This is a genomic window from Winogradskyella helgolandensis (assembly GCF_013404085.1).
Classification (GTDB): Bacteria; Bacteroidota; Bacteroidia; order Flavobacteriales; family Flavobacteriaceae; genus Winogradskyella; species Winogradskyella helgolandensis.
The window spans coordinates 1700861-1722558 of record NZ_JABFHO010000001.1; the positions used below are offsets into that span (position 1 = coordinate 1700861).

The following is a 21698-nucleotide window of genomic DNA, read 5'->3' on the forward strand; positions in this document are numbered from 1 at the left end:
TACTTTAAATTTAAATACTACTATTCAAAATTTCGGCGATGTGTAATACTTTTAATGGTTGCTTGTTTCTATTGATCAAACCTTCTAAATGCATCAAGCAAGATGTATCTGTTGCTGTGATTACTTCTGCACCACTATCTAAATGGTCCTTGATTTTATCTTTGCCCATCTTTACGGAAATAGCTTCTTCTGTAACGGCAAAAGTACCTCCGAAGCCACAGCACTCGTCCTTTCTTGCTAATGATATCAATTGAGCTCCTTCAACTTCGTTTAAAAGATCTTCTATTGATGAAAAAGACGGCCCTACAAGTTCTGAACAAGATCCTAATCGCAATCCACGTAGACCATGACAGCTTTTATGTATACCTATTTTATAAGGGAATTTTGCGTTTACGTTTTTGACTTTGAGAATGTTAACAATAAAGTCGCATAGTTCGTATACGTTGTTGCGAACGTTAATAACATCTTCTGTTTGCGGTATAATATCATAATGTTTCTTAACATGATAAGCACAGCTTCCTGAAGGTGTAACGACATAATCAAAATCCTTAAAATTGTCCACAAAATTATTACAAGCTCCTACAGATTCATATTCGTAACCTGAATTAGCCATGGGTTGTCCACAACACGTCTGTCCAGAAGGATACGCAACGTTTACGTTTAGTTTCTCTAACAGTTCTAATGTTGCTATTCCAACTTGTGGATATAATTGATTGATGTAACAAGGAATAAATAATCCTACTTTCATAATGTCCTTTTATAATTCATATATTTTTTCCATCAGTATCCATTTTTCATTGGCCTTGGCCAAAGATTGTTTTTGCTGATACTTCCACATTAAATTTTCGCACTCTTGTACTTTTGGTTTTTCTAAATTCTAAACACCTGAAGCTTGAATACCATTAGTAATTTTAGACCAAATACTTTCATTTTATTTTTTATTTACTGAAAAGAATTTGGAATTATTAATGCGATCTAAGTAAAACCAATATCGTTTCATTACTGGTCCTTATAAACTTTTAATGTTCTATATCCGTATAGCGCAATAAAACAGAAACAAATAAATGGTAGAATGAAAGAAAAGTTAACACCAGAAAATGGTCCTATCTTTTCAGTATCTATCATGAGCCCTTGTAATATTGGCATTAAAGCACCACCAACAATAGCCATAACTAAACCGGCTGCGCCAATTGCTGTATCGTCTGCTCTTAAACCATCTAAAGCAATTCCGTAAATGGTAGGGAACATTAATGACATAAATGCAGAAGTGGCTACTAATAAATAGAGTCCTGTAATTCCCTCGATTAATATAACGCCAGACATAGTTACCATAGCGCACAATGCAAAAATCATTAGTAGTTTTCGAGAGTTAACGTACTTCATTAAAAAGGTACTAATAAATCGGCTACATAAAAATATGGCCATTGCAATAATGTTATAGTTTTGTGCCTCTGCTTTAGGTATACCTAAGTTGCCTGCGTATTGAATAATAAATGTCCAACACATAATTTGAGCGGCAACATAGAATAATTGGGCTAAAACACCTTCTTTATATTTTCCGTTTTTGAATAATCTTTTAAATGAAGATGCCGCACTGGTTGGATTATCGCTAACCTTTCTTTTTGGCATTTTAGTGATAGAAATAACCACTAACATGGCTATAACAACAAAACCAAGAATAACATAAGGGTTTCTAATAATTTCTAAATCGTGTGTTCTAATAACTGCTTTTTGAGCTTCGTTTAAGGTATTGAAAATAAGTTCACCAGCTTCATTACGTTTGTCAGAATCTAAAGCGGTAAGTATAAATTTAGATGCCACAAACATTCCAAACAATGACCCTATAGGATTAAAAGCTTGTGCTAAGTTTAAACGTTGGGTTGCAGTACGTTCATCTCCCATTGATAATATAAAAGGATTTGCTGTAGTTTCTAAAAAAGCCAATCCGAAGGTTAAGATATATAATGATCCTAAAAAGAATCCGAAAACTTCAAATTTTGCTGCTGGAAAAAATAACAAAGCTCCAATAGCATAAAGCGTTAAACCTAAAAGAATTCCTTTTTTATAACTGTATTTTCTAACAAAAAGTGCTGCAGGAATAGCCATAGTAGCATAACCACCATAAAAAGCTAATTGTACCAAAGCGGCTTTTGCCGTTGATATTTCCATTACGGTTCCAAATGCTGCTACCATAGGATTTGTAATATCGTTAGCAAAACCCCAAAGTGCAAACAAAGATGTGATGAGTACAAATGGCACGATGACCTCTTTAGATACTACTGGTATTTTTGTTGAATTCGTCATTTAGTCTTAGTATTTTAGTTACAATGAAAAAAAAACACCATTCAAATTAATATCTAAAAATGAATAGTGCTTTGATAATCTAATCTTAATTTTTATCTGTACTGTGCGTAAATCACTTTGGTTTGAAGGTATTCTTCCATACCATGCTTTCCATCAGCACCACCAAGTCCAGATTTTTTCCATCCTGCATGGAACCCTTGAATCGCTTCAAAATGTTCTCTATTTATATAGGTTTCTCCATATTGTAATTCTTCTGCTGCGTGCATTACTTTATTAAAGTTTTCAGAGAAAATAGAAGACGTTAAACCATATTCAGAATCATTAGCCAATGCAATTGCCTCATCTAAAGTGCTAAATTTCATTACAGGCAATACAGGGCCAAAAACTTCATCTTGTATAATTTGCATATCCTGTCTTACATTGGTTAACAATGTCGGTTGATAAAAATAACCTTTATCAAACTGACTAGATTTTTGTCCTCCAACTAAAACTTCTGCACCTTCTTTTTTAGCAAACTCAACCATTTCGGCTACTTTATCTAATTGTGCTTTAGAAACCAATGCACTCATGTCAGGATTGTTATCAGAAAAAGCATCTTCTACTTTTAAAGCCTTCATTTTAGCAGTAACCATTTCTAAAAACTGATCGTGAATAGATTCTTCTACATAAACACGTTCTGCACAATTACATACTTGTCCGCTATAAATAATTCTAGAACCAACAACAGCATTTACAGCCAATTCTAGATCTGCATCTGCACAAACAATTGCAGGAGCTTTACCTCCTAACTCTAAAGAAACTTTTGTAATATTTTCAGAGGCTGCTTCCATAACTTTCTGACCAGCAAATACACTACCAGTTAAACTGATAATACCTGTAACTGGACTTTTAGACAAAGCGTTCCCTACTATTGGGCCAGAACCACAGACAAAATTTAAGACACCAGCAGGTAATTCAATTTTTTGAATTAAATCTACCCATTCCATTATCGTATTTGGTGCAATACAACTTGGCTTAATTACACAAGTATTTCCTGTAATTAATGAGGCTGCAACTTTTCTTGCCATTACAAAAAATGGGAAGTTCCAAGGTAAAATACCTACTGCAACTCCAATTGGTGCTTTATGTAAAAAGATGTGTTCTTTTTTACGATCACTTTGTATAATTTCACCTTCTATTCGTCTCGCAAAACCTGCGTAATAATCAAAATAATCGGCTGTAACATCAATTTCTACTTGCGCTAATCCCATTACTTTAGCTTGTTCTGCGGCTAAAGTTTCTGCTAGAAACACACGATTTTCACGGATTACGTTTGCCATTTTATTTAAATAGCCAGCGCGTTCAATTGCAGTTAGAGATTTCCAAGCGTGTTGTGATTCTTTTGCAGCTTCTAATGCTTTATTTGCATCTTCAACAGAACCATGAGATATCTCTGACAATACTTCTTCTGTACAAGGGTTAAGTACTTTTGTTACTTCTGAAGAAGTAGATTTTACAAACTTTCCGTTTATAAATTGATTAAATTGTTTCATGAGTGTTTACGTTTAGTTTATGTTGTAATATGTTTAATAAATTCGAGGTTTTTATTATAAATAAACAATAGTTCGAATTCTTAGTTGCTAATGTGATTAACAAACTTATGTAATAATGTAAATTTAGTATTTATCCATATTAATCAATAATATGTATAATTTAAACATAGAAGAATTTCTGTGCTTAAATTTTTAACAATTTTTGGTGTAGAAAACTCTGTTTGTTCCCATTTGAATTTGCTTTCCTACAACCTACTGGTATTGGACTTTACAAAGAATGAAAGAATAGGGTAGAGTGCGTTTCTCAAATCCGTCAATTACTTGCTCAGAATCCTCATAAGCCTAAAAACACACATAATAAGACTGAAGACTCAATTATATAGAACAGAAAGTTTAGGTGTATTTACCAGATTTGTAGGATGCCGGAGTTAATCCTGTAACCGATTTAAACACCCGTGAAAAATGGTAGCGATCTGAAAAACCTAAATTAAAAGCAACATCTTCAATAGATTTATTAGTGTGTTCAAATAACTCACAAGATTTCGCGATTTTTCTGTTTTGAACAAACTGATGCAACGTGACATTCATTTCTTCTTTAAATAATCGTGAAAATGAATTTGGTGCCATATTAACCAGCGATGACATTTTAGTGTTGCTTAACTTTTTATCAATATTGACTTCAATATAGCGGATCACTTTTAAAACACGTTCATCTATATTAATGGTTTTCCATAATTCGGGACCAATGTTGGTAAGTGCTTCTTTTATGAAGGCTTGTAACTTTAAATTAAAAGTGAGTTTGAAATCTTTGTTTTCAACTTTTAAACGATTGGTTAAATAATTTAATCTGTCCTTTAAGTAATCTGTTAATTCTATTTTTAAAATACCAGGATAAACACTATCAAATGGCACTCCTAAATTAAAGTGAGCGAAGAAATGAATTAAGAACATGTTTTCTAATTCCGCTTCGTTATGATTAATATTCAACTGTTTTCCTGAAACATGAATACCTTCTGAGTGAATGTGATTTTTAGTGTATAGTGACGAAAACGAAGTAAACGGAGGAATAATGTAGATATAATTCGGATCCATTTCAAAAACAGTATCCTGATGAATTAATTGGCCACCTGTGTTTTTATTCCAATATAGTCTCCAAAACGGAAATACCATTTCATGACAATCCCATAAATTTAACAACCAGTATCGGCAGCATAACATCTTTAATTTCAGGTCAATAAAATTTTGATGATTTGCAGATGGATCGCCTAATTCAATTTCTTTTACAAACTTCATTGAACACTAATGTTTGAATTAGATACAAAAATACAGATTTTGAATATTTAATAAGGTGTATTTGGTCTCTATTTTTGTTACAATAATTTTATTTAAAACGATATGAAAACGATAAAACTCCCAGTACAGGTAGAAGCAGAATTAAAAAAAGTATCTGAAGTCGCAGGTTATTTATGGCAACGTGAATGGGCAGAGCGAAATGCAGGAAATATTTCAATGAACTTAACATCTTACTTTACAAAAGAAGAAGTACAAGGCATTGGAACTGAAATCCCATTTGAATTCCCAAAAGGAGCTGCAGGATTTGTAATCTACATTACTGGTACAGGTTGTTATTTAAGAGATTTAGTAGATAAGCTTGAAGAAGCGTCTTGTATCTTATATATCAATGAAGATGCGACAGCGTATTCAGTTATTTGGGGAGGTAAGCGTGAAAACTTTGGACCAACGTGCGAGTTAATTTCTCATGCGAGTATCCATTTATTTAACTCTATTCATCATCCAGAAAACTTAGCGGTTGTGCATACACATCCATTAGAATTAATCTGTATGAGTCATCATGAGTTATTTGATAATGAAGAAGAATTAAACAGACAAATCTGGATGATGTGTCCTGAGGTAAAAGTATTTGTTCCTAAAGGAATTCACTGTACACCTTATGCTTTATCTAGCACCGCAGCTCTAGCAGAAGTAACTATGGAAGCGTTTAAAACAAGAAACGTATCCTTATGGGAAAAGCATGGAGCTACAGCAACAGCACCAGATGTTATGAAAGCGTGGGACTTTTTAGATGTTGCCAATAAAGGAGCTAAAATGTTAATGATGTGTTGGGCAGCAGGTTTTCAACCAGCAGGACTTTCAAATGATCAATTAACAGAATTAGAGCAATTCACATAATAAAAAATATAATCATGAGTAGATTAATAGGTAGACTACCCAAAGTAGGAATTCGTCCGGTGATTGATGGACGTGAATTAGGTGTAAGAGAGTCTTTAGAAGTTCAAACCATGGACATGGCTAAAGCAGCAGCTAAATTAATACAAGACACGTTACGTTTTCCTAGTGGAGAAAAAGTAGAAGTTGTAATTGCAGACACAACTATTGGAGGTGTTGCAGATGCAGCAGCTTGTGCAGATAAATTTAAAAGAGAAGGCGTTGAAGTATCATTAACAGTAACACCATGTTGGTGTTATGGAACAGAAGTTATGGATACCGATCCTTTAACACCTAAAGCCGTTTGGGGATTTAATGGAACTGAACGACCAGGAGCTGTGTATTTAGCAGCAGCATTGGCAGGTTATTCTCAAAAAGGGTTACCAGCTTTTGGAATTTATGGTAAAGAAGTTCAAGATGGTGGTGACCAAACCATTCCTCAAGATGTTTCTGAAAAAATATTGCGTTTTGTAAAAGGAGGTTTAGCCGTTGCCCAAATGAAAGGTAAATCTTATTTATCTATAGGATACAGTTCTATGGGGATTGCAGGATCTATGGTAGATGTTAACTTTTTGCAAGATTACTTAGGTGTAAGAGCCGAGTTTGTAGAATCTGTAGAGCTTTTAAGACGTATTGATGAAGGTATTTACGATCATGACGAATTCGAAAAAGCATTAGCTTGGACAAAAGAAAACTGTATCGAAGGTAAAGATTATAATACGCCAGAAACACAAAAATCAGCAGAAGTAAAAGATGCTGAATGGGAAAAAGTTGTGAAAATGACTTTAATCTGTAAAGATTTAATGAACGGAAATCCTAAGTTGAAAGACATGGGATTCGGTGAAGAATCTAAAGGTAGAAATGCTATTATGGGAGGATTCCAAGGGCAACGTCAGTGGACAGATTACCAACCCAATGCAGATTACACAGAATCTATTTTAAATTCTTCATTTGACTGGAATGGAATTCGTCAAGCGTACACATTTGCAACAGAAAACGATTGTTTAAATGCTATTTCAATGTTATTTGGACACTTGTTGACTAACAAAGCTCAGTTATTCTCTGATGTACGTACGTACTGGAGTCCTGAGTCTGTAGAGCGTGTAACTGGTAAAAAATTAACGGGTATTGCTAAGGATGGCATTATTCACTTAATCAATTCTGGTTCTACAACATTAGATGCTACTGCACAGCAAGAAGATGCTGAAGGAAATCCTACAATGAAACCATTTTGGGATATTACAGAAGAGGAAGTTCAAAGATGTTTAGATAATACAAAGTGGCCTGCTGCAATTGCAGAATATTTTAGAGGTGGTGGTTTTTCATCACAATTTAAAACTAGAGGTGAATTACCAATGACAATGTGTAGATTAAACTTGGTAAAAGGCATTGGGCCAGTTTTACAAATTGTAGAAGGATGGAGTGTTGAGTTACCGGAGGATGTTCACGAAATTTTGAATGAGCGAACGAATCCAACTTGGCCGACAACTTGGTTTGTGCCGAGAACAACAGGTACAGGTTTCTTTAAAGATGTCTATACTGTAATGGCTAAATGGGGAGCCAACCACGGAGCGATTTCACATGGTCATATTGGTGCCGATTTAATTTCTTTAGCGGCTATGTTACGTATTCCTGTTAACATGCATAATGTTAATGAAGATGACGTTTTTAGACCAAGTGCATGGTCTGCTTTTGGAGAAGGCTTAGAAGGAGCTGATTATAGAGCTTGTGAAAACTATGGTCCGTTATACGGATTTAAAAACTAATTAGAATAACTCAAAAGGGTGCTTGGCTTAACAACTAAACACCCTTTTTTTAATTTTTGAACTGTGATGGTGAATGTAATTGCTGTAATAGATATAGGGAAAACGAATAAAAAAATACTCTTGTTTAATGAAGAGTTTGACGTCGTATACAGAAATGCAACGCGATTTGATGAAGTTTCTGATGAAGACGGTTACCCTTGTGATGATATAGAATCTATTGAAAATTGGATTCAAAATGAGATAAAAAGAATACAAGCTGAAGGCGAGTATGGTATAAAAGCGATTAACTTCTCTACGCATGGTGCGAGTCTTATTTACTTGGATGCGCAAGGTCAAAGAATTACACCTTTATATAATTATTTAAAGCCATTAAGCTTAGATACCTATCATGATTTTTATGATGCTAATGGAGGACAGGAAGAGTTTTCTAGAAAAACAGCATCTCCGGCTTATGGTATGCTAAACACAGGACTTCAAATATTAAAATTACAAAAAGAAAAACCAGAATTTTGGAATAAGGTAGAGACGATTTTACATTACCCTCAATATTTAAGTTATCTTTTTACCAAACAAATTACCGCAGACTTTACGTCTGTAGGAGCACACACAGCAACTTGGGATTTTGATACGATGCAGTATCATAAATGGGTGTCTGATTATAAATTAAATTTGCCTACACCACAAAATGGTAAAAAAGCTATAGTCACCACTTTCAATGGGGAAGAAATAGCAATAGGTACAGGACTGCATGATAGTTCTGCGTCTATTATTCCATTGTTGGAAACAGAAAAGGATAACGAATTTATATTACTATCTACAGGAACTTGGATTATAGCCATGAATCCTTTCAGTAAGGAAACCTTAACACAACACCAGTTAAAAAATAATTGCTTGTGTTTTATGACTCCTCAGAAACAGCAAGTAAAATCGTCTATGCAGTTTCTTGGAAAAATTCATGAAGTGTATATTGCTGCTTTAAGCACATATTTTAAAGTGGATATCGATACACATTTACAGTTAGAGTTAAATGAAACGTTGTGTAGTGAGCTTATGAATACAAATACACGCGTATTTTTAGCGGAAGGCATTGATAGTGACTTTGAAGCACATCCTTATTTATTAACTAATTACAGTAATTACGAAGCTGCCTATTACCAATTGGTTTTTGAAATTAGTAAAAAAGTTATTCAAGGTATTAATTTAATTTCTGATAAAGATTCAGCTATTAAAGAGGTTTACATTTCGGGAGGATTTAATAAAAACCTCATATTTATTGCCTTCTTAAAGCTATTAAAGAATGATATTGAAATAAAAATTTCTGATTGTAAAAATGAAAGTGCTTTAGGTGCTGCATTGATGATGAAATCATATATCTAAAAAAAATAAAAGATTATTATGAGTCATCAAAAAACGACTTTAGGAGAATTTATTATTAAAAACCAGGCTTCTTTTCCCTTTTCTAGTGGAGAACTATCCAGTCTTTTAAATGCCTTGCGTTTAGCAGCAAAGGTGGTTAATCATGAGGTAAATAAAGCGGGTTTAGTAGATCTTTTTGGCGATTCTGGTGATGTTAATGTACAAGGTGAGCATCAGCAAAAATTAGATGTTTTTGCCAATAAAACATTTATTCAATCTTTAAAAAACAGAAATATTGTTTGTGGTATTGTATCTGAAGAAAATGATGAATTTATAACCGTCGAAGGACGCGATAAAGAATCGAATGGTAAGTATGTTGTACTTATGGACCCTTTAGATGGCTCATCAAATATTGATGTAAATGTGTCGGTCGGAACCATTTTTTCAATTTATAGACGATTAACTCCTCCTGGAACTCCTGTAGAAGAAAAAGATTTTTTACAACCCGGTAGAAACCAAGTTGGTGCTGGCTATATTGTGTATGGTACATCTACTATGATTGTTTACACCACTGGCGATGGAGTTAATGGCTTTACACTTAACCCAGCTATTGGATCTTTTTATTTGTCACACCCTGATATGAAATTTCCTGAAAATGGTTCTATTTATTCTGTTAATCAAGGAAATTATAGTCATTTTCCAGAAGCTGTAAAAAAATATATAAAATACTGTCAGGAGGTCGACGAAGATAGACCTTACTCACAGCGTTATATTGGGTCATTAGTTTCTGATTTTCATAGAAACATGATAAAAGGAGGTATTTATTTATATCCTAACAGTACCGTTAATACCGACGGAAAACTCAGATTACTTTACGAATGTAATCCTATGGCATTTTTAACAGAGCAAGCAGATGGTATTGCTACTGATGGTGAGCAAAGTATATTAGATATTATTCCTACTCATATCCATGAGCGCGCTCCATTTTATTGTGGAAGTCCTTCTATGATAAAAAAATTACTTGAATTTATTCGTCAATAGATTAAAATACGTATATTCTTGTGTCAAACTAAATATATAACATGCTTAGAATTATATGCTTTCTTTGTGTTGTAATTACACTCTCTACTAAACAAGCTTATTCTCAAAATTTTGAAAGAATTTCTAATAAAGAAGGATTTAATCAGAATACTGTTAATTCCATAGAACAAGATAAATATGGATTTTTATGGTACGCCACCCCAAATGGCTTAATTCGTTATGATGGCTATGAGTTTAAAACATTCAGTACCCAATCTAAAGGTGAGCAAGCCATTTCTAGTAATAATGTTACGTATTTATTTAACGATAAAGATGGTATACTTTGGATAGGTACCAATGTTGGGCTTAATATATACGTCCCTTGGTTAGAACGGTTTTTCAAAGTGCCACTTAGTTATAACATCGATGTTAATAAGATTGCCTCTCAGGATGACGGCTATGTTTGGATAACGTCTTCAAAGGATTTAATACGATGCCAATTAAAAGATGTTAGCAATGGTGTTTTTGAAGTATCGGAGAATCTTCTTGATTTAAAAGGAAAACCTCTAGAGATTAACACGTTTACATTTGGACTTAAGTCATCGCTTATATTAGGTACAAATGATGGGTTAACAAAAGTAATGTACCAATCAGACGGTTCAATTTTAAAAACGGTACTTCCAGATTTTAATGATTTTGACTTTTTTAAAGATAAAGAGATTACTGAAATCATAAAAGTAGATAATATCTTTTGGATTGGAACAGCAGAAGGTTTGTACAGTTCTAATTTAGATGCCAACTCAGATTATTTAGTCAAGAAAATAGAAGTTCCAAACGAAGATTCTAAGTTTTACGTTAATAGCCTTTTTAAGGATATTGATAATGCCATATGGATAGGCACTAGTGGTGATGGACTTTATAAATTTAACCCCATTCTAAATTCCTATAAGCATTTTAATTTTGATCCAAAGAATAAAAACAGCATCAGTAGTCATCAAATCAACGCGGTTTATCAAGATAGTTTTGATGTACTTTGGTTGGGTACTGCACAAGGTGGAATTAATAAATTAGATCTTTATCAAAAACCATTTTATTCTTATACTAACAACCCTTATGATAAGTTTTCTATTGGAGATAATTTAATCACTTCAATTTTAGAAGATAACAACGGTAAGGTTTGGGTTTCAGGATATAATAAAAAATTGTTTAGAAGTATAGAAGCCATTAATGAAAGCAATATAGATAAAATTCAATTTGAAGATTTAGAAAGTAAATTACCTATTGGCATTACTGATGTTATACGATATATTTATCAAGATCAAAGAAATTATATTTGGTTTGGTACAGACAAGAAAGTCATTGTTTATAGCCCAATACGTAAAGATTTTATAACGATTGAATTCTTATCAAAAGCAGATAAGAGACCTCTCTTTTTAACCCGAAAAATTGCGCAAATAAATGATACAGAAATTGTTTTAGCAGGAAATAGAATTATAGTTATAGAAAATCCTTGGAAAGCAATTGATGAATCTAGGGAACCAAAAATCAACATTAAATCAACCTTAAATATAACAGCTAGTAAAGTACAAAGCTTTTTGCATGATAGTAATGGTCAATTTTGGTTTGGTACAGATAATGGTTTGCTGCAATGTAAATATGAAAGTGGAAAAATTGAAGTTATTAGAGAATATGACAACAATAAAACAGGGAGTAGTAAACTAAGTTACAACAGTGTTTTCACCCTTCATGAAGATGATAAAAAGAATATTTGGATTGGTACGTTTGGTGGGGGCTTAAATAAATTGGAATTAGATACTGACAGTAATCCATTGAGAATAGAGTATTTTAGAAAAAATAATATCTTACCAGATGATGTTATTTATGGAATTTTACCACAAAAGAGCAGTGCTAATTTATGGGTGAGTACCGATATGGGATTAGTTCGGTTTAATACAGATACAACCAAAGTAAATGTCTTTGATGTTAGTGATGGTCTAATCCAAAATAATTTTAGACAGTCTGCATATACTTTAGGCGCATCTGGCTATATGTATTTTGGAGGCTTAAATGGCTTAACTATTTTCGATCCACAAAAAATAGCCTTAAACAGGCAACCTCCAAAGGTTTTAATTACGTCGTTACTAATAAATAACAAACCTATAAAGATTGGTGAAAAATTAAATAATATTACGATTCTAAAAAAAGCCATTTCGGAAACAGATACCGTAACGGTTTCTAAAAGTCAGCGTATCATTTCCTTTAATTTGGTTGCTGAGCATACAACTGCTCCTGCGAAAAATAAAATAGCTTATAAATTAGATGGCTTTAATAAGGATTGGGTAGAAACAGATGAAGGAAAATCGAGTGTCACCTATACTAATTTGTCAGATGGAACCTACACGTTAAAGGTAAAGTCCGCTAATGGAGACGGTGTTTGGAGTGATTCAGCGAAGACATTAACATTGGTTGTTTTACCCCTTTGGTATCAAACTTGGTGGAGCTACACGTTATTGGTCCTTGTATTTTTAGGTGTTGGTGTTGGGATTGTTTTCTATTTTGTTCAACATGAAAAATTAAAACAAAAACTAATCTATGAGCAATTAGATAAGGACAGAATGGAAGTTGTTAACCAAGGTAAATTTAAATATTTCACCAACTTATCTCATGAGTTTAGAACACCTCTAACTTTAATTTCTGGTCCCTTAGATAGAGTTATTGACAATAATACAAATCCTGAAAGTGAAAAATTCTTAGCCATTATTAAGAGAAATACGCATCGACTTTTAAGTTTAATAGATCAGTTAATAACGTTTAGACAAGCTGAACAAGGGTATTTAAACTTAAACTTTACAAAATCTACTTTAGGCGACTTTTTATATCCAACAACAGAAGCTTTTGAGAATTATGCCTTAGAAAAGAACATTAATTTTTATTACAAAATAAGTTCTCCTAATGAAGAGATTGTTATTGATGTAGAAAAACTAGAAAGAATACTTTTTAATTTATTGTCTAATGCTTTTAAAAATACACCGGTTCAAGGGACTATTAGTATAGAAGCTTCCATTGTATTTGAAGATGATATTAAGAATATTAAAATAGATGTTGTTGACACAGGAAAAGGTATCCCTAAAGAAAGTTTAAATAATATTTTTGAACGGTTTTATCAATTAGGAAACCAAGATGGAAATGTTAGTGGAGGTGGAATTGGTCTATCCTTTTGTAAATCTTTAGTCGAATTATTTAACGGTCGTATTTCCGTTAAAAGTAAAATGAATAAAGAAACCCGTTTCACAATTATTATTCCATCTTCAACTATTGAAGAGGTTAATATTGAAGACACCGGTATAAAAAAATCATTCATAAAGAATTGGGTGCCTTTACAAGTTAATACTATTGATCAGCCTAATGATGCTAAGAAAAGTGAAAAACAGCATAGTATTTTAGTTGTCGAAAATGAATTGGATATCCAAGATTTTCTTGATAATGCATTGTCGGACAAATACAATATCACAATAGCAAATAATGGTGTTGAAGCATTAGAAGCAATTAAAAAAACAGAGTTTAGTACTATTATAAGTGATGTTATGATGCCAGAGATGGATGGTTTTGAATTATGTAAACGCATCAAAGCAAATCCTGAAACTTGCCAACTCCCTGTTTTATTATTAACTGCTTTAGGGGATAATGTGGATTTAATTAAAGGTTTAGAGTTTGGAGCTGATGAATATATTAGTAAACCATTTTCTTTAAAGCATCTTGAGCTTAGACTGAAAAAATTAATAGAGAATAATGTTAAGATAAAGGACTATTTTTCAAAGAATAGTTTACCCCCAAAAGACAAAAAGGAATTAGGATTCTCTAAAAGGGATCTCGAATTCTTAGAGAACATCACCGAAATCATCGAGAAGAACTTATCTAATTCAAATTTTGGAGTAGAAGAATTATCTACAGAAGCAGGCTTAAGTTCCTCTCATTTTTATAGAAAATTGAAACAACTTACAGGGCAAGTTCCAAATGCTTACTTACGTAATTTTAGGTTACAAAGGGCAGCGGAATTATTAGATAGTAATAGTGGTTTTAACGTTGCGGAAGTGATGTATCAAATAGGTATAGAATCTAATTCTTACTTTTCTACCTCATTCAAAAAGCTACATGGTATGTCCCCATCTGAGTATTCAAAACGATAAGATGATAGTTTTCAGCAACGAAATGATGAATGATAGAACGCCATTAATGTTATTATTAATTAAGTTTGTTATTCAAATAAATAATTAATCTTAAACAATTTTTAAAATTATGAAAAAAACAATTTTACTACTCGTATTTAGTATCGCAATGTGTAGTTCTGTATTTGCTCAAAATAATGCAGATAAAAAAATAGACCAAAAAGTTAGTGCATATGTAGAAGCTGTAGAAAGCAAGTTAACACTAACGAGCGAAGAAAAGGAAACATTAATAACATTAAAAGAAGCACAGGTGAAGGCTACTTTTGAAATTAATGAGAAGTATGAAAAAGGTTCTGAAGAGATAAAAGAAAAAAGAAAAGAAAGTAATAAAGAGTTTTCTAAGTCTCTTAATAAAGCCTTTGGAAAAGACAGAGCTAAAGAAATAAAGTTGGCATCCAGAAAGAATAAGAAGAAAAAGTAAATTCTGTTTAATAGGAAATTCCTATTCAATTAGACATTAGATTTCATGCCCTTTAAAAGTATTCCATTAACGAATTACTTTTAAAGGGCATGAGTTTTTTATACCATAAAGATTAAAAAAGTGTTAATAATCAATCATATCTTTTATGGCTTATTTTAAGCCATTTACTTTCATGTAATAATTAAAATGAACTTATACCGTTACCTATAGATTTATTGCTTTTGCGGTACAGTTAAAACACATAAAACTCAATATTATTAGTTGTAAATATGGATTTACATTCTATATTAATCAATAAATTCAGTCTGTAATTAGAAAAGTAATTCTCTGTATATATCTACAAAAAAAAAATAGCTTCTTGAAGACCAAGAAGCTATTTTAAAAAGAATTTTTAACACGTTTTATCTAATACGCTCAATTGTAAAATATGTTTTGCCAGAAAATTTATCAATCACTACTCCTGCCGCAGAACTTTGAGCATGGATTTCGACAGTATCTCCAACAGCTAAATATACTACACTTGATATCTGTCTAGCTACTTGACTATCAACGTCTGGTGCAACGTTGCTATTGTTATAATGATTTGTTGAAAATTCTTGTACAACAGCTGTATTTTTTAAAACTGCTATTCCAAAATACTCTGTATTGTCTTGACTGCCTACAGTATGATAGCTAGCATTAACTCTATAGTATCCTGCCGTTGCTGCAACAAATTGGTTGCCAGAACTAAGTTCTGCAGATCCTGTAGCGTTTAGAGTAACAGTATCAAAATCTATTCTATCCCATGGATCCATTGCTGTTGCCATAGTTATTGTTTGGGGTGGATTTGCATCGTCGAATGTAGTTGTAATTAGTGAAAACGTAGACACATCTGGTACAACAGGTATGGTTTGTTGATCCTCAAAAGTTAACTGACCAGCACCATCGGTAACCAAAATTTGATCTGCAGTACCATCTGCAATTGGGAAAGCGTAACCATTGGTTACACCTGGTTCAGCAACTTGTAACTCTCCGTTTACTCTTAAAATGTCGTTATCAAACTCTCCATAGATTAATGGTGTTGCACTACTTGAATTTTCAATTAGTAACGTATTGTCAACCGCAGTCTGAGTACCAGTAAAACCAGCATTATGGCCAATAAAAACGTTATTATTTCCAGTTGTTCTGCGACCAGTACTTTTTCCAATAAACACGTTGCTATCTCCTTCTAATTCACGACCAGAATGTTGACCAACAAGTACATTCGAATCTCCTGCTAAATTACTACCAGCTCTATTACCAAATAGTACATTAGAGTTTCCAGAAGACTCATCTCCTGCAAATGAACCGAAGGCAGAATTATTACCAGATGTATTAGCACTAAGTGCTGCATGACCAAATGCAGAACTGTTATTAGAAGTAACAACATTATTAAGTGTCTTGTATCCTACAGCTGTGTTTTGTGCACCACTTGTATTTGTGTGTAAAGCATGATAACCAACGGCAGTCAGGGAATCTGATGTATTAGATCTAAGCGCACCATGACCAAACGCAGAATTACTACTTCCACTAACGTTTTCATTAAGCGCCTCGTAACCAACTGCTGTATTAGATGTTCCAGTTACATTTTTAAATAAAGCATGATAACCAACAGCAGTCAGAGAATCTACTGTGGCTTTAGTTAAAGCTTCTGTACCAACTGCGGTATTGCCATCACCAGATACGTTATCATACAAAGCTAAATTACCTATCGCAACATTATCGTTACCGGTATTAGTGTACAAAGCTTTCGTACCAACTGCCGTATTATTACTTCCAGAGTCATTAGAAAACAATGAGGATTCACCTACGGCCACATTGCTTGCTCCAGTTGTATTGGTAGTTAATGCTTGTGTTCCCATTGCAGTATTAAAAAATGCAGTCGTATTTCCTTCTAAAGCACCCCTTCCAAAAGCAGAATTTCTTCGTCCTGCGGAATTTGTTGTTAGGGCTTTAAATCCGAAAGCAGAGTTGTTTATGCCTGTACTTAATTTCAAAGCTTCATATCCAAAAGCAGAATTAGCATCACCATCTACATTTGTCATTAATGCGTTATAACCAACGCCAACATTTTGATTATGAGAAGAATCATCATTTAATCCTGCATCAATCCCAATAAAAACGGAAGAACCGTCATTAGTACCATCTACATCAGATTTTGCATCAGAAAGATCGTTTAGTTTTTCAATACTTGAAAACCGAATCCAACTTGTTGTTGCTTGATCCCAGTAATAAAAACCTTTAGAATTTAAACCAACCGTAGTGGTTAGGTAAACAAGCATTGCATCTTGCGCAGCAGTAGGATTTGTTGCAGGGAAGGTATCAATTCGAGGAATTAAAATGCCATCTACATTTGAAGGTGCTGCTTGATTAGATGCTGTAATATCTAAAGTGGCTTGTGGATTTGTATTTCCGACACCAACTTGTGCGTAGGTAAAAGAAGCCATAAGTAACAACACGCAAAAAGCGATATATTTATAATACGTTTTTCTTTCAGTAAATAATTTGTTTTTCATATCAGTAGAGTGATTTAATGTTTGTTGTTTAGTTATATATTTATGAATGTGGTTTTTATTGTTTTATAAATTTAAAAACCTGAATTTCATTAGTTGCTGTATACGCTTTTACAAAATAAACGCCTTTAACGAGTTTTGAAACATCAAAAGAGTTTTGATTGCTTTTAAATATTAGTATTTCCTGTCCATTAGCATTGTAAATAATTGCAGAAGAAATTCCTTTTGATAAGCTAAAGTGTTGTTTTACCGGATTTGGAAATAAAGCAATCTTATAAAAATCATCTTCAGAATCAACGCTTAAGACTTCCCCGACTAAATAAGCGCCTTCTGGCCTTACATAAGGTATGTAATCTGGTTTTGGTATTTGCACCATTCTATCATTTATGTCTTGCATTATTGCCATTTCATCATCAGTAATAAAACCATCTGTAATGGTGGTGCTGTAGGTAATAGTCCCTCCGGCGTCTGTTAATGTTCTTACAAAACGATAAGCTTGTTCTACTTCAAAAACTAAATCAGCATTAGCCACACTCCAACGCTCCCTAATTGGACAAAAATAATGTTTTATAGCGTCTTTACTACCATCAAAAGAGCCCCAAGGTGCTTCAGCAATTAAAGGAAAAAGAAACTCTTCATAGGCCCACGAATTTGGAGGCGCTCCTTGTCCTAGAGGAGTAGGATGACCAGCAGTGAAATCCATATAAGGATTATTGATTGCAAAATTTCTAATTCTATAATCTGTTGGGTCCTCGTCGTCAGTTGCATCTGTATCTACATATAAAACATCCCCATTTTCATCCGTTAGATATGTTGAGTTACTATTTGTAGCAATGGCTATATTAGGATCAACCTCTCTAATCATAGCGACAAAATCACTTAATTCTCCGGGTAGATTACCTAAATTATCTAACCAATAACCATCTACCAAGCCTTGAAAACGTTCAAGATAGCCTTTAACCAAAGTTCTCCATGCTAAAGCCTCATCGCCAGCAAATTCAGTATTATAATAATTTTCCCATGCTGCTAAAATTTCAAATTCTCTGTCACTATTGCCTTGAAGATGTCCTGGTCCCGCACCATTTAGATATAAAATAACTTTCTTTCCTGAGTTTCTAAAAACATCAATAACGTCAAGAATGATTTGTTCATTTTCTAAAGTAGGCACCATATCTGGATGAATTTCATTGGCAATATCTACATAAGGATTATCTCTTAAGGTATAATAATAACCATGTGCTGGATGTGTGAAATTTGTAATGACATGACCAACAGCAGGTAAATTATCTACAATGTCTTGTGCGCCAGCTACCCAATCATCATTACTAGAGTTGTCTAACCGATAACCTCCATCTAGATTAAACCGCACACCCCAAGAACTAGATAAAAATAATGCATTTCGTAAGGGTTGCTCAAAACTCCCAGAAATAGTATCAATATAATAAGTTGATGTTAATCCGCTAGTATCTGCAGAAGCAAATACAATCATAATTTGATCGTAACCTCCAGCAATTAAAACATCGGAAGGCATTGTTTCTTGATCAAAATCGTAAGTAAAAGTTTCCCAGGTTTCCCCTACAGAAAAATTTGCTTGTTTGTATAGGTTGCTCGATCCTCCAATACTTGAGTTTTTAAAAAATAATCGGATTCTACTGTTTGTGGTGTTCAAATCAGAAGTTTGTATAGATGTGTATGCTTTTAATGAAATTGTTAAAGAAGATAAGTCGATTATTGGTTCTGATAAATTAAATATAATTCTTGAATTTTCTTGCCCATCTCTTACAAATTTAGAAACAGTTGCATTGGTGTTTATACCATTGGTCTCAGGGTTTGCTTCATCTGTAGTAAATAGTCCTTGTTGCGTGTTAGAAAACTGGATGTTGTTTGTTTGACTTGAATTTTCGTACCAAACTTGCTGTGCTGCAACTGGAATTAAGCTAAAAAATATAAATAGAATTATTATATTAATTTTGTTAATCATGCTTTTTAATTTTTTATAAAGATAATGGACAGGCCGTTATTGTGGTTTCTCTAATCAGTCAGCTTCTTACTGTAATCCTTCACAATAATTTTTTTAGAAACATCTGGGAATAAGAATGTTATAGCTTTATTGTTTTGCTTGTGTTTTTGTCGGTTTGGAAAGGGGTGTTAGCAATCCATAGATCAAATTGTAGTAATATGATAAATGGGTGGATTAAAGCAAGGTTTTAAGTAATATAAGAAACACTATTACGGTATCATTTTGTTATTTCGCAGAAGTCAATGAAATGCTAATAATGCTCTTAAGAGCAAATAAATAATTTAATAAAACTGAGATGGCATATAAAGATTATATCAAATGTATTATTGCTGGCATAATATGTTTTAGCTGTAATACACAACATTCAAAAGTAACTCATCAAAATACTCAGGGCACAAATAGACCAAAACCCAATGTTCTACTTTTACTTACAGATGATTTAGGTTGGCAAGATGTGAAAGTTTATGATATTGACGAGCCTTCTCCATACGAAACACCAAACTTAGATGCTTTTGCAAAAAAGGGAGTCCAGTTTTGGCAGGCGTATTCTCCAGCGCCTACTTGCGCGCCTAGCCGATGTGCTATAATGAGTGGGAATCATCCAGCGAGAGCGCAAAAAACACATGTGGTTGGTGGTGCACCACCCACGGTTTATGGAAACAAAGACACACAGCGTATTATGGATCCTTGGTATAGCGGACGTATGCCAGAGAACGAAATGACACTGGCTAGAGTATTGCAAGAAAAAGGCTATACCACAGGACATACAGGGAAATGGCATATGGCTATTAACCACTTTGCATTTCCGCAACCTACAGATCAAGGCTTTGATGTGTCTACTGCAGATCGTGGAGCAACGAGTCCACAAAAACCACATCGTTTAACCGATTTTGCAACAACTAAAGTGTCTGATCCTTACCGATTAGATGAAAACGGGTTTCCTTACCATCAAAACAGTCAGGATGCCTTAAATTTCTTAAAAGAAAATAAACAAGATCCATTTTTCTTATACTATGCGACGTTTCTTGTGCATGCGCCAATTCACACGAGAAGTAAAGCACTTTTAGAGAAGTATTGTGAAAAATTAGGCGTGCCTTTTCCAACAGACCCTGATCATTGGGAGGTAGAAGGGCAGAACAATCCGTATTATGCGGCCATGGTAGAAATGTTAGATTATTATGTAGGACAAGTTTTTGATTATTTAGAAACTACGGATGATCCACGTTGGCCTGGTCATAAATTAAGTGAAAACACTTATATTATTTTTACTTCAGATAATGGAGGCATGGAAGGACATCCAGGAGAAGTTTTTACTGATAATTATCCATTAGACAAAGGAAAAATAAACGCTAAAGAAGGTGGGACAAGAGTCCCTTTAATGATTTCAGGACCTGGAATAAAAAAAGGAGTAGAGTCTGATGTTGTTGTAAACGGATTGGATTTTTACCCAACAATTCTATCCTTATTAGGAATTGAGAAACCAAAAGATAAAAATTTAGATGGTGCTGATTTATCGACGTTGTTATTAAAAGACCCTACCGATTCTAAATTGGTACTTGATAAAAACGGCAATGAAAGAACGACGATGATGTGGCATTTTCCCCATGCTTCTTACCAAAGTACGTTACGAGTGGGTGATTATAAATTCATTAGAAATTATGATTATAAAAATAACCCTAGAACACCAGAATTTGAATTATATAAATTATATACCACCAAGAATGGAGTCGCAGAACGTGTGGATATTGAGGAGGTAAATAATTTAGCGTCGTCTTATCCAGAAAAAACAAAAGAAATGAACGCGCAATTGACTTCTGTTTTAACAGAAATGAAAGCGAGCTATCCGTCTTACAATCCCTATAACAAAAGTGCTATGGAGCATAAAGAAACGATTCCCACTGTGTTATCTGCATCAAAAGACCATAACCAAGTTACATTTAAATATAAAGAAAATGGAGTTGAGGCGATAAAGGCTGATTTAATTTATACCACCAATGGAGGCCACCGTTACGAAGAGTGGTTTAAAACAGATGCTAAGATAAACGCTGATGGCACCATAACGGCTAATTTACCTAAGGGCACAACGCATTATATTATTAATGTAATTGATGCCAATAATTTCCTAGTTAGTTATCCTGAAATGCCTACGATCAAATTTCTTAAAAAGGAGAAAAAGAAGTATTCTAGCTATGCTCTAAGTAGTAAATAATTAAGTTTTCTATTAAGTTTACAACAATTGTCTTTAGCTGAAAAATAAAACTATAAACCATTGTTTTTTAGTGTTTTTAAGTTTTTA

General features: G+C 33.5%; 13 protein-coding genes. 7 read left to right on the forward strand and 6 right to left on the reverse strand.

What is annotated here, in order from left to right:
* Positions 1-10: 10 nt before the first annotated feature.
* From HM992_RS06970 to HM992_RS06985, 4 genes are all read right to left on the reverse strand, one after another.
* Positions 11-748 (reverse strand): (Fe-S)-binding protein, encoded by a 738-nt coding sequence (locus HM992_RS06970; protein WP_178984305.1) that lies wholly within the window; start codon positions 746-748, stop codon positions 11-13.
* 251 nt (positions 749-999) lie between these two features.
* The gene (fucP, locus tag HM992_RS06975; protein ID WP_179319168.1) at positions 1000-2304 is read right to left on the reverse strand and encodes an L-fucose:H+ symporter permease; all 1305 of its coding nucleotides are present in this window, start codon (positions 2302-2304) and stop codon (positions 1000-1002) included.
* Between the two features lie 92 nt (positions 2305-2396).
* Complete coding sequence (aldA, locus tag HM992_RS06980; RefSeq protein ID WP_179319169.1) at positions 2397-3836, reverse strand: aldehyde dehydrogenase; 1440 nt, start codon at positions 3834-3836, stop codon at positions 2397-2399.
* A 393-nt stretch (positions 3837-4229) separates the two neighbouring features.
* Positions 4230-5129, reverse strand: a complete 900-nt coding sequence (locus HM992_RS06985) for an AraC family transcriptional regulator (protein WP_179319170.1) — start codon at positions 5127-5129, stop codon at positions 4230-4232.
* Between the two features lie 102 nt (positions 5130-5231).
* Between HM992_RS06985 and rhaD the strand changes: the two genes are divergently transcribed.
* The 6 genes from rhaD to HM992_RS07015 all read left to right on the forward strand — a co-directional run bounded on the left by rhaD (position 5232) and on the right by HM992_RS07015 (position 14851).
* On the forward strand, positions 5232-6026 hold the full coding sequence (rhaD, locus tag HM992_RS06990; RefSeq protein ID WP_178984309.1) for a rhamnulose-1-phosphate aldolase: 795 nt from the start codon (positions 5232-5234) through the stop codon (positions 6024-6026).
* A 14-nt stretch (positions 6027-6040) separates the two neighbouring features.
* The gene (locus tag HM992_RS06995) at positions 6041-7828 is read left to right on the forward strand and encodes an L-fucose isomerase (protein ID WP_179319171.1); all 1788 of its coding nucleotides are present in this window, start codon (positions 6041-6043) and stop codon (positions 7826-7828) included.
* Between the two features lie 66 nt (positions 7829-7894).
* Complete coding sequence (locus tag HM992_RS07000) at positions 7895-9205, forward strand: FGGY family carbohydrate kinase (RefSeq protein WP_229720544.1); 1311 nt, start codon at positions 7895-7897, stop codon at positions 9203-9205.
* Positions 9206-9223: 18 nt separating this feature from the next.
* Positions 9224-10225 (forward strand): class 1 fructose-bisphosphatase, encoded by a 1002-nt coding sequence (fbp, locus tag HM992_RS07005; RefSeq protein ID WP_179319173.1) that lies wholly within the window; start codon positions 9224-9226, stop codon positions 10223-10225.
* 41 nt (positions 10226-10266) lie between these two features.
* The gene (locus HM992_RS07010) at positions 10267-14391 is read left to right on the forward strand and encodes a hybrid sensor histidine kinase/response regulator transcription factor (RefSeq protein ID WP_179319174.1); all 4125 of its coding nucleotides are present in this window, start codon (positions 10267-10269) and stop codon (positions 14389-14391) included.
* Between the two features lie 109 nt (positions 14392-14500).
* Positions 14501-14851, forward strand: coding sequence for a DUF4047 domain-containing protein (locus tag HM992_RS07015; protein WP_178984314.1), 351 nt, complete (start codon positions 14501-14503; stop codon positions 14849-14851).
* A 401-nt stretch (positions 14852-15252) separates the two neighbouring features.
* Here the strand turns inward: HM992_RS07015 and HM992_RS07020 are convergent, their stop codons facing one another.
* Positions 15253-17385: a hypothetical protein gene (locus HM992_RS07020; RefSeq protein ID WP_179319175.1), complete on the reverse strand. Its 2133-nt coding sequence runs from the start codon at positions 17383-17385 to the stop codon at positions 15253-15255.
* Between the two features lie 55 nt (positions 17386-17440).
* Positions 17441-19363, reverse strand: a complete 1923-nt coding sequence (locus HM992_RS07025; RefSeq protein WP_179319176.1) for a T9SS type A sorting domain-containing protein — start codon at positions 19361-19363, stop codon at positions 17441-17443.
* 334 nt (positions 19364-19697) lie between these two features.
* Between HM992_RS07025 and HM992_RS07030 the strand changes: the two genes are divergently transcribed.
* Positions 19698-21611, forward strand: a complete 1914-nt coding sequence (locus HM992_RS07030) for a sulfatase (protein ID WP_179319177.1) — start codon at positions 19698-19700, stop codon at positions 21609-21611.
* Positions 21612-21698 lie beyond the last annotated feature (87 nt).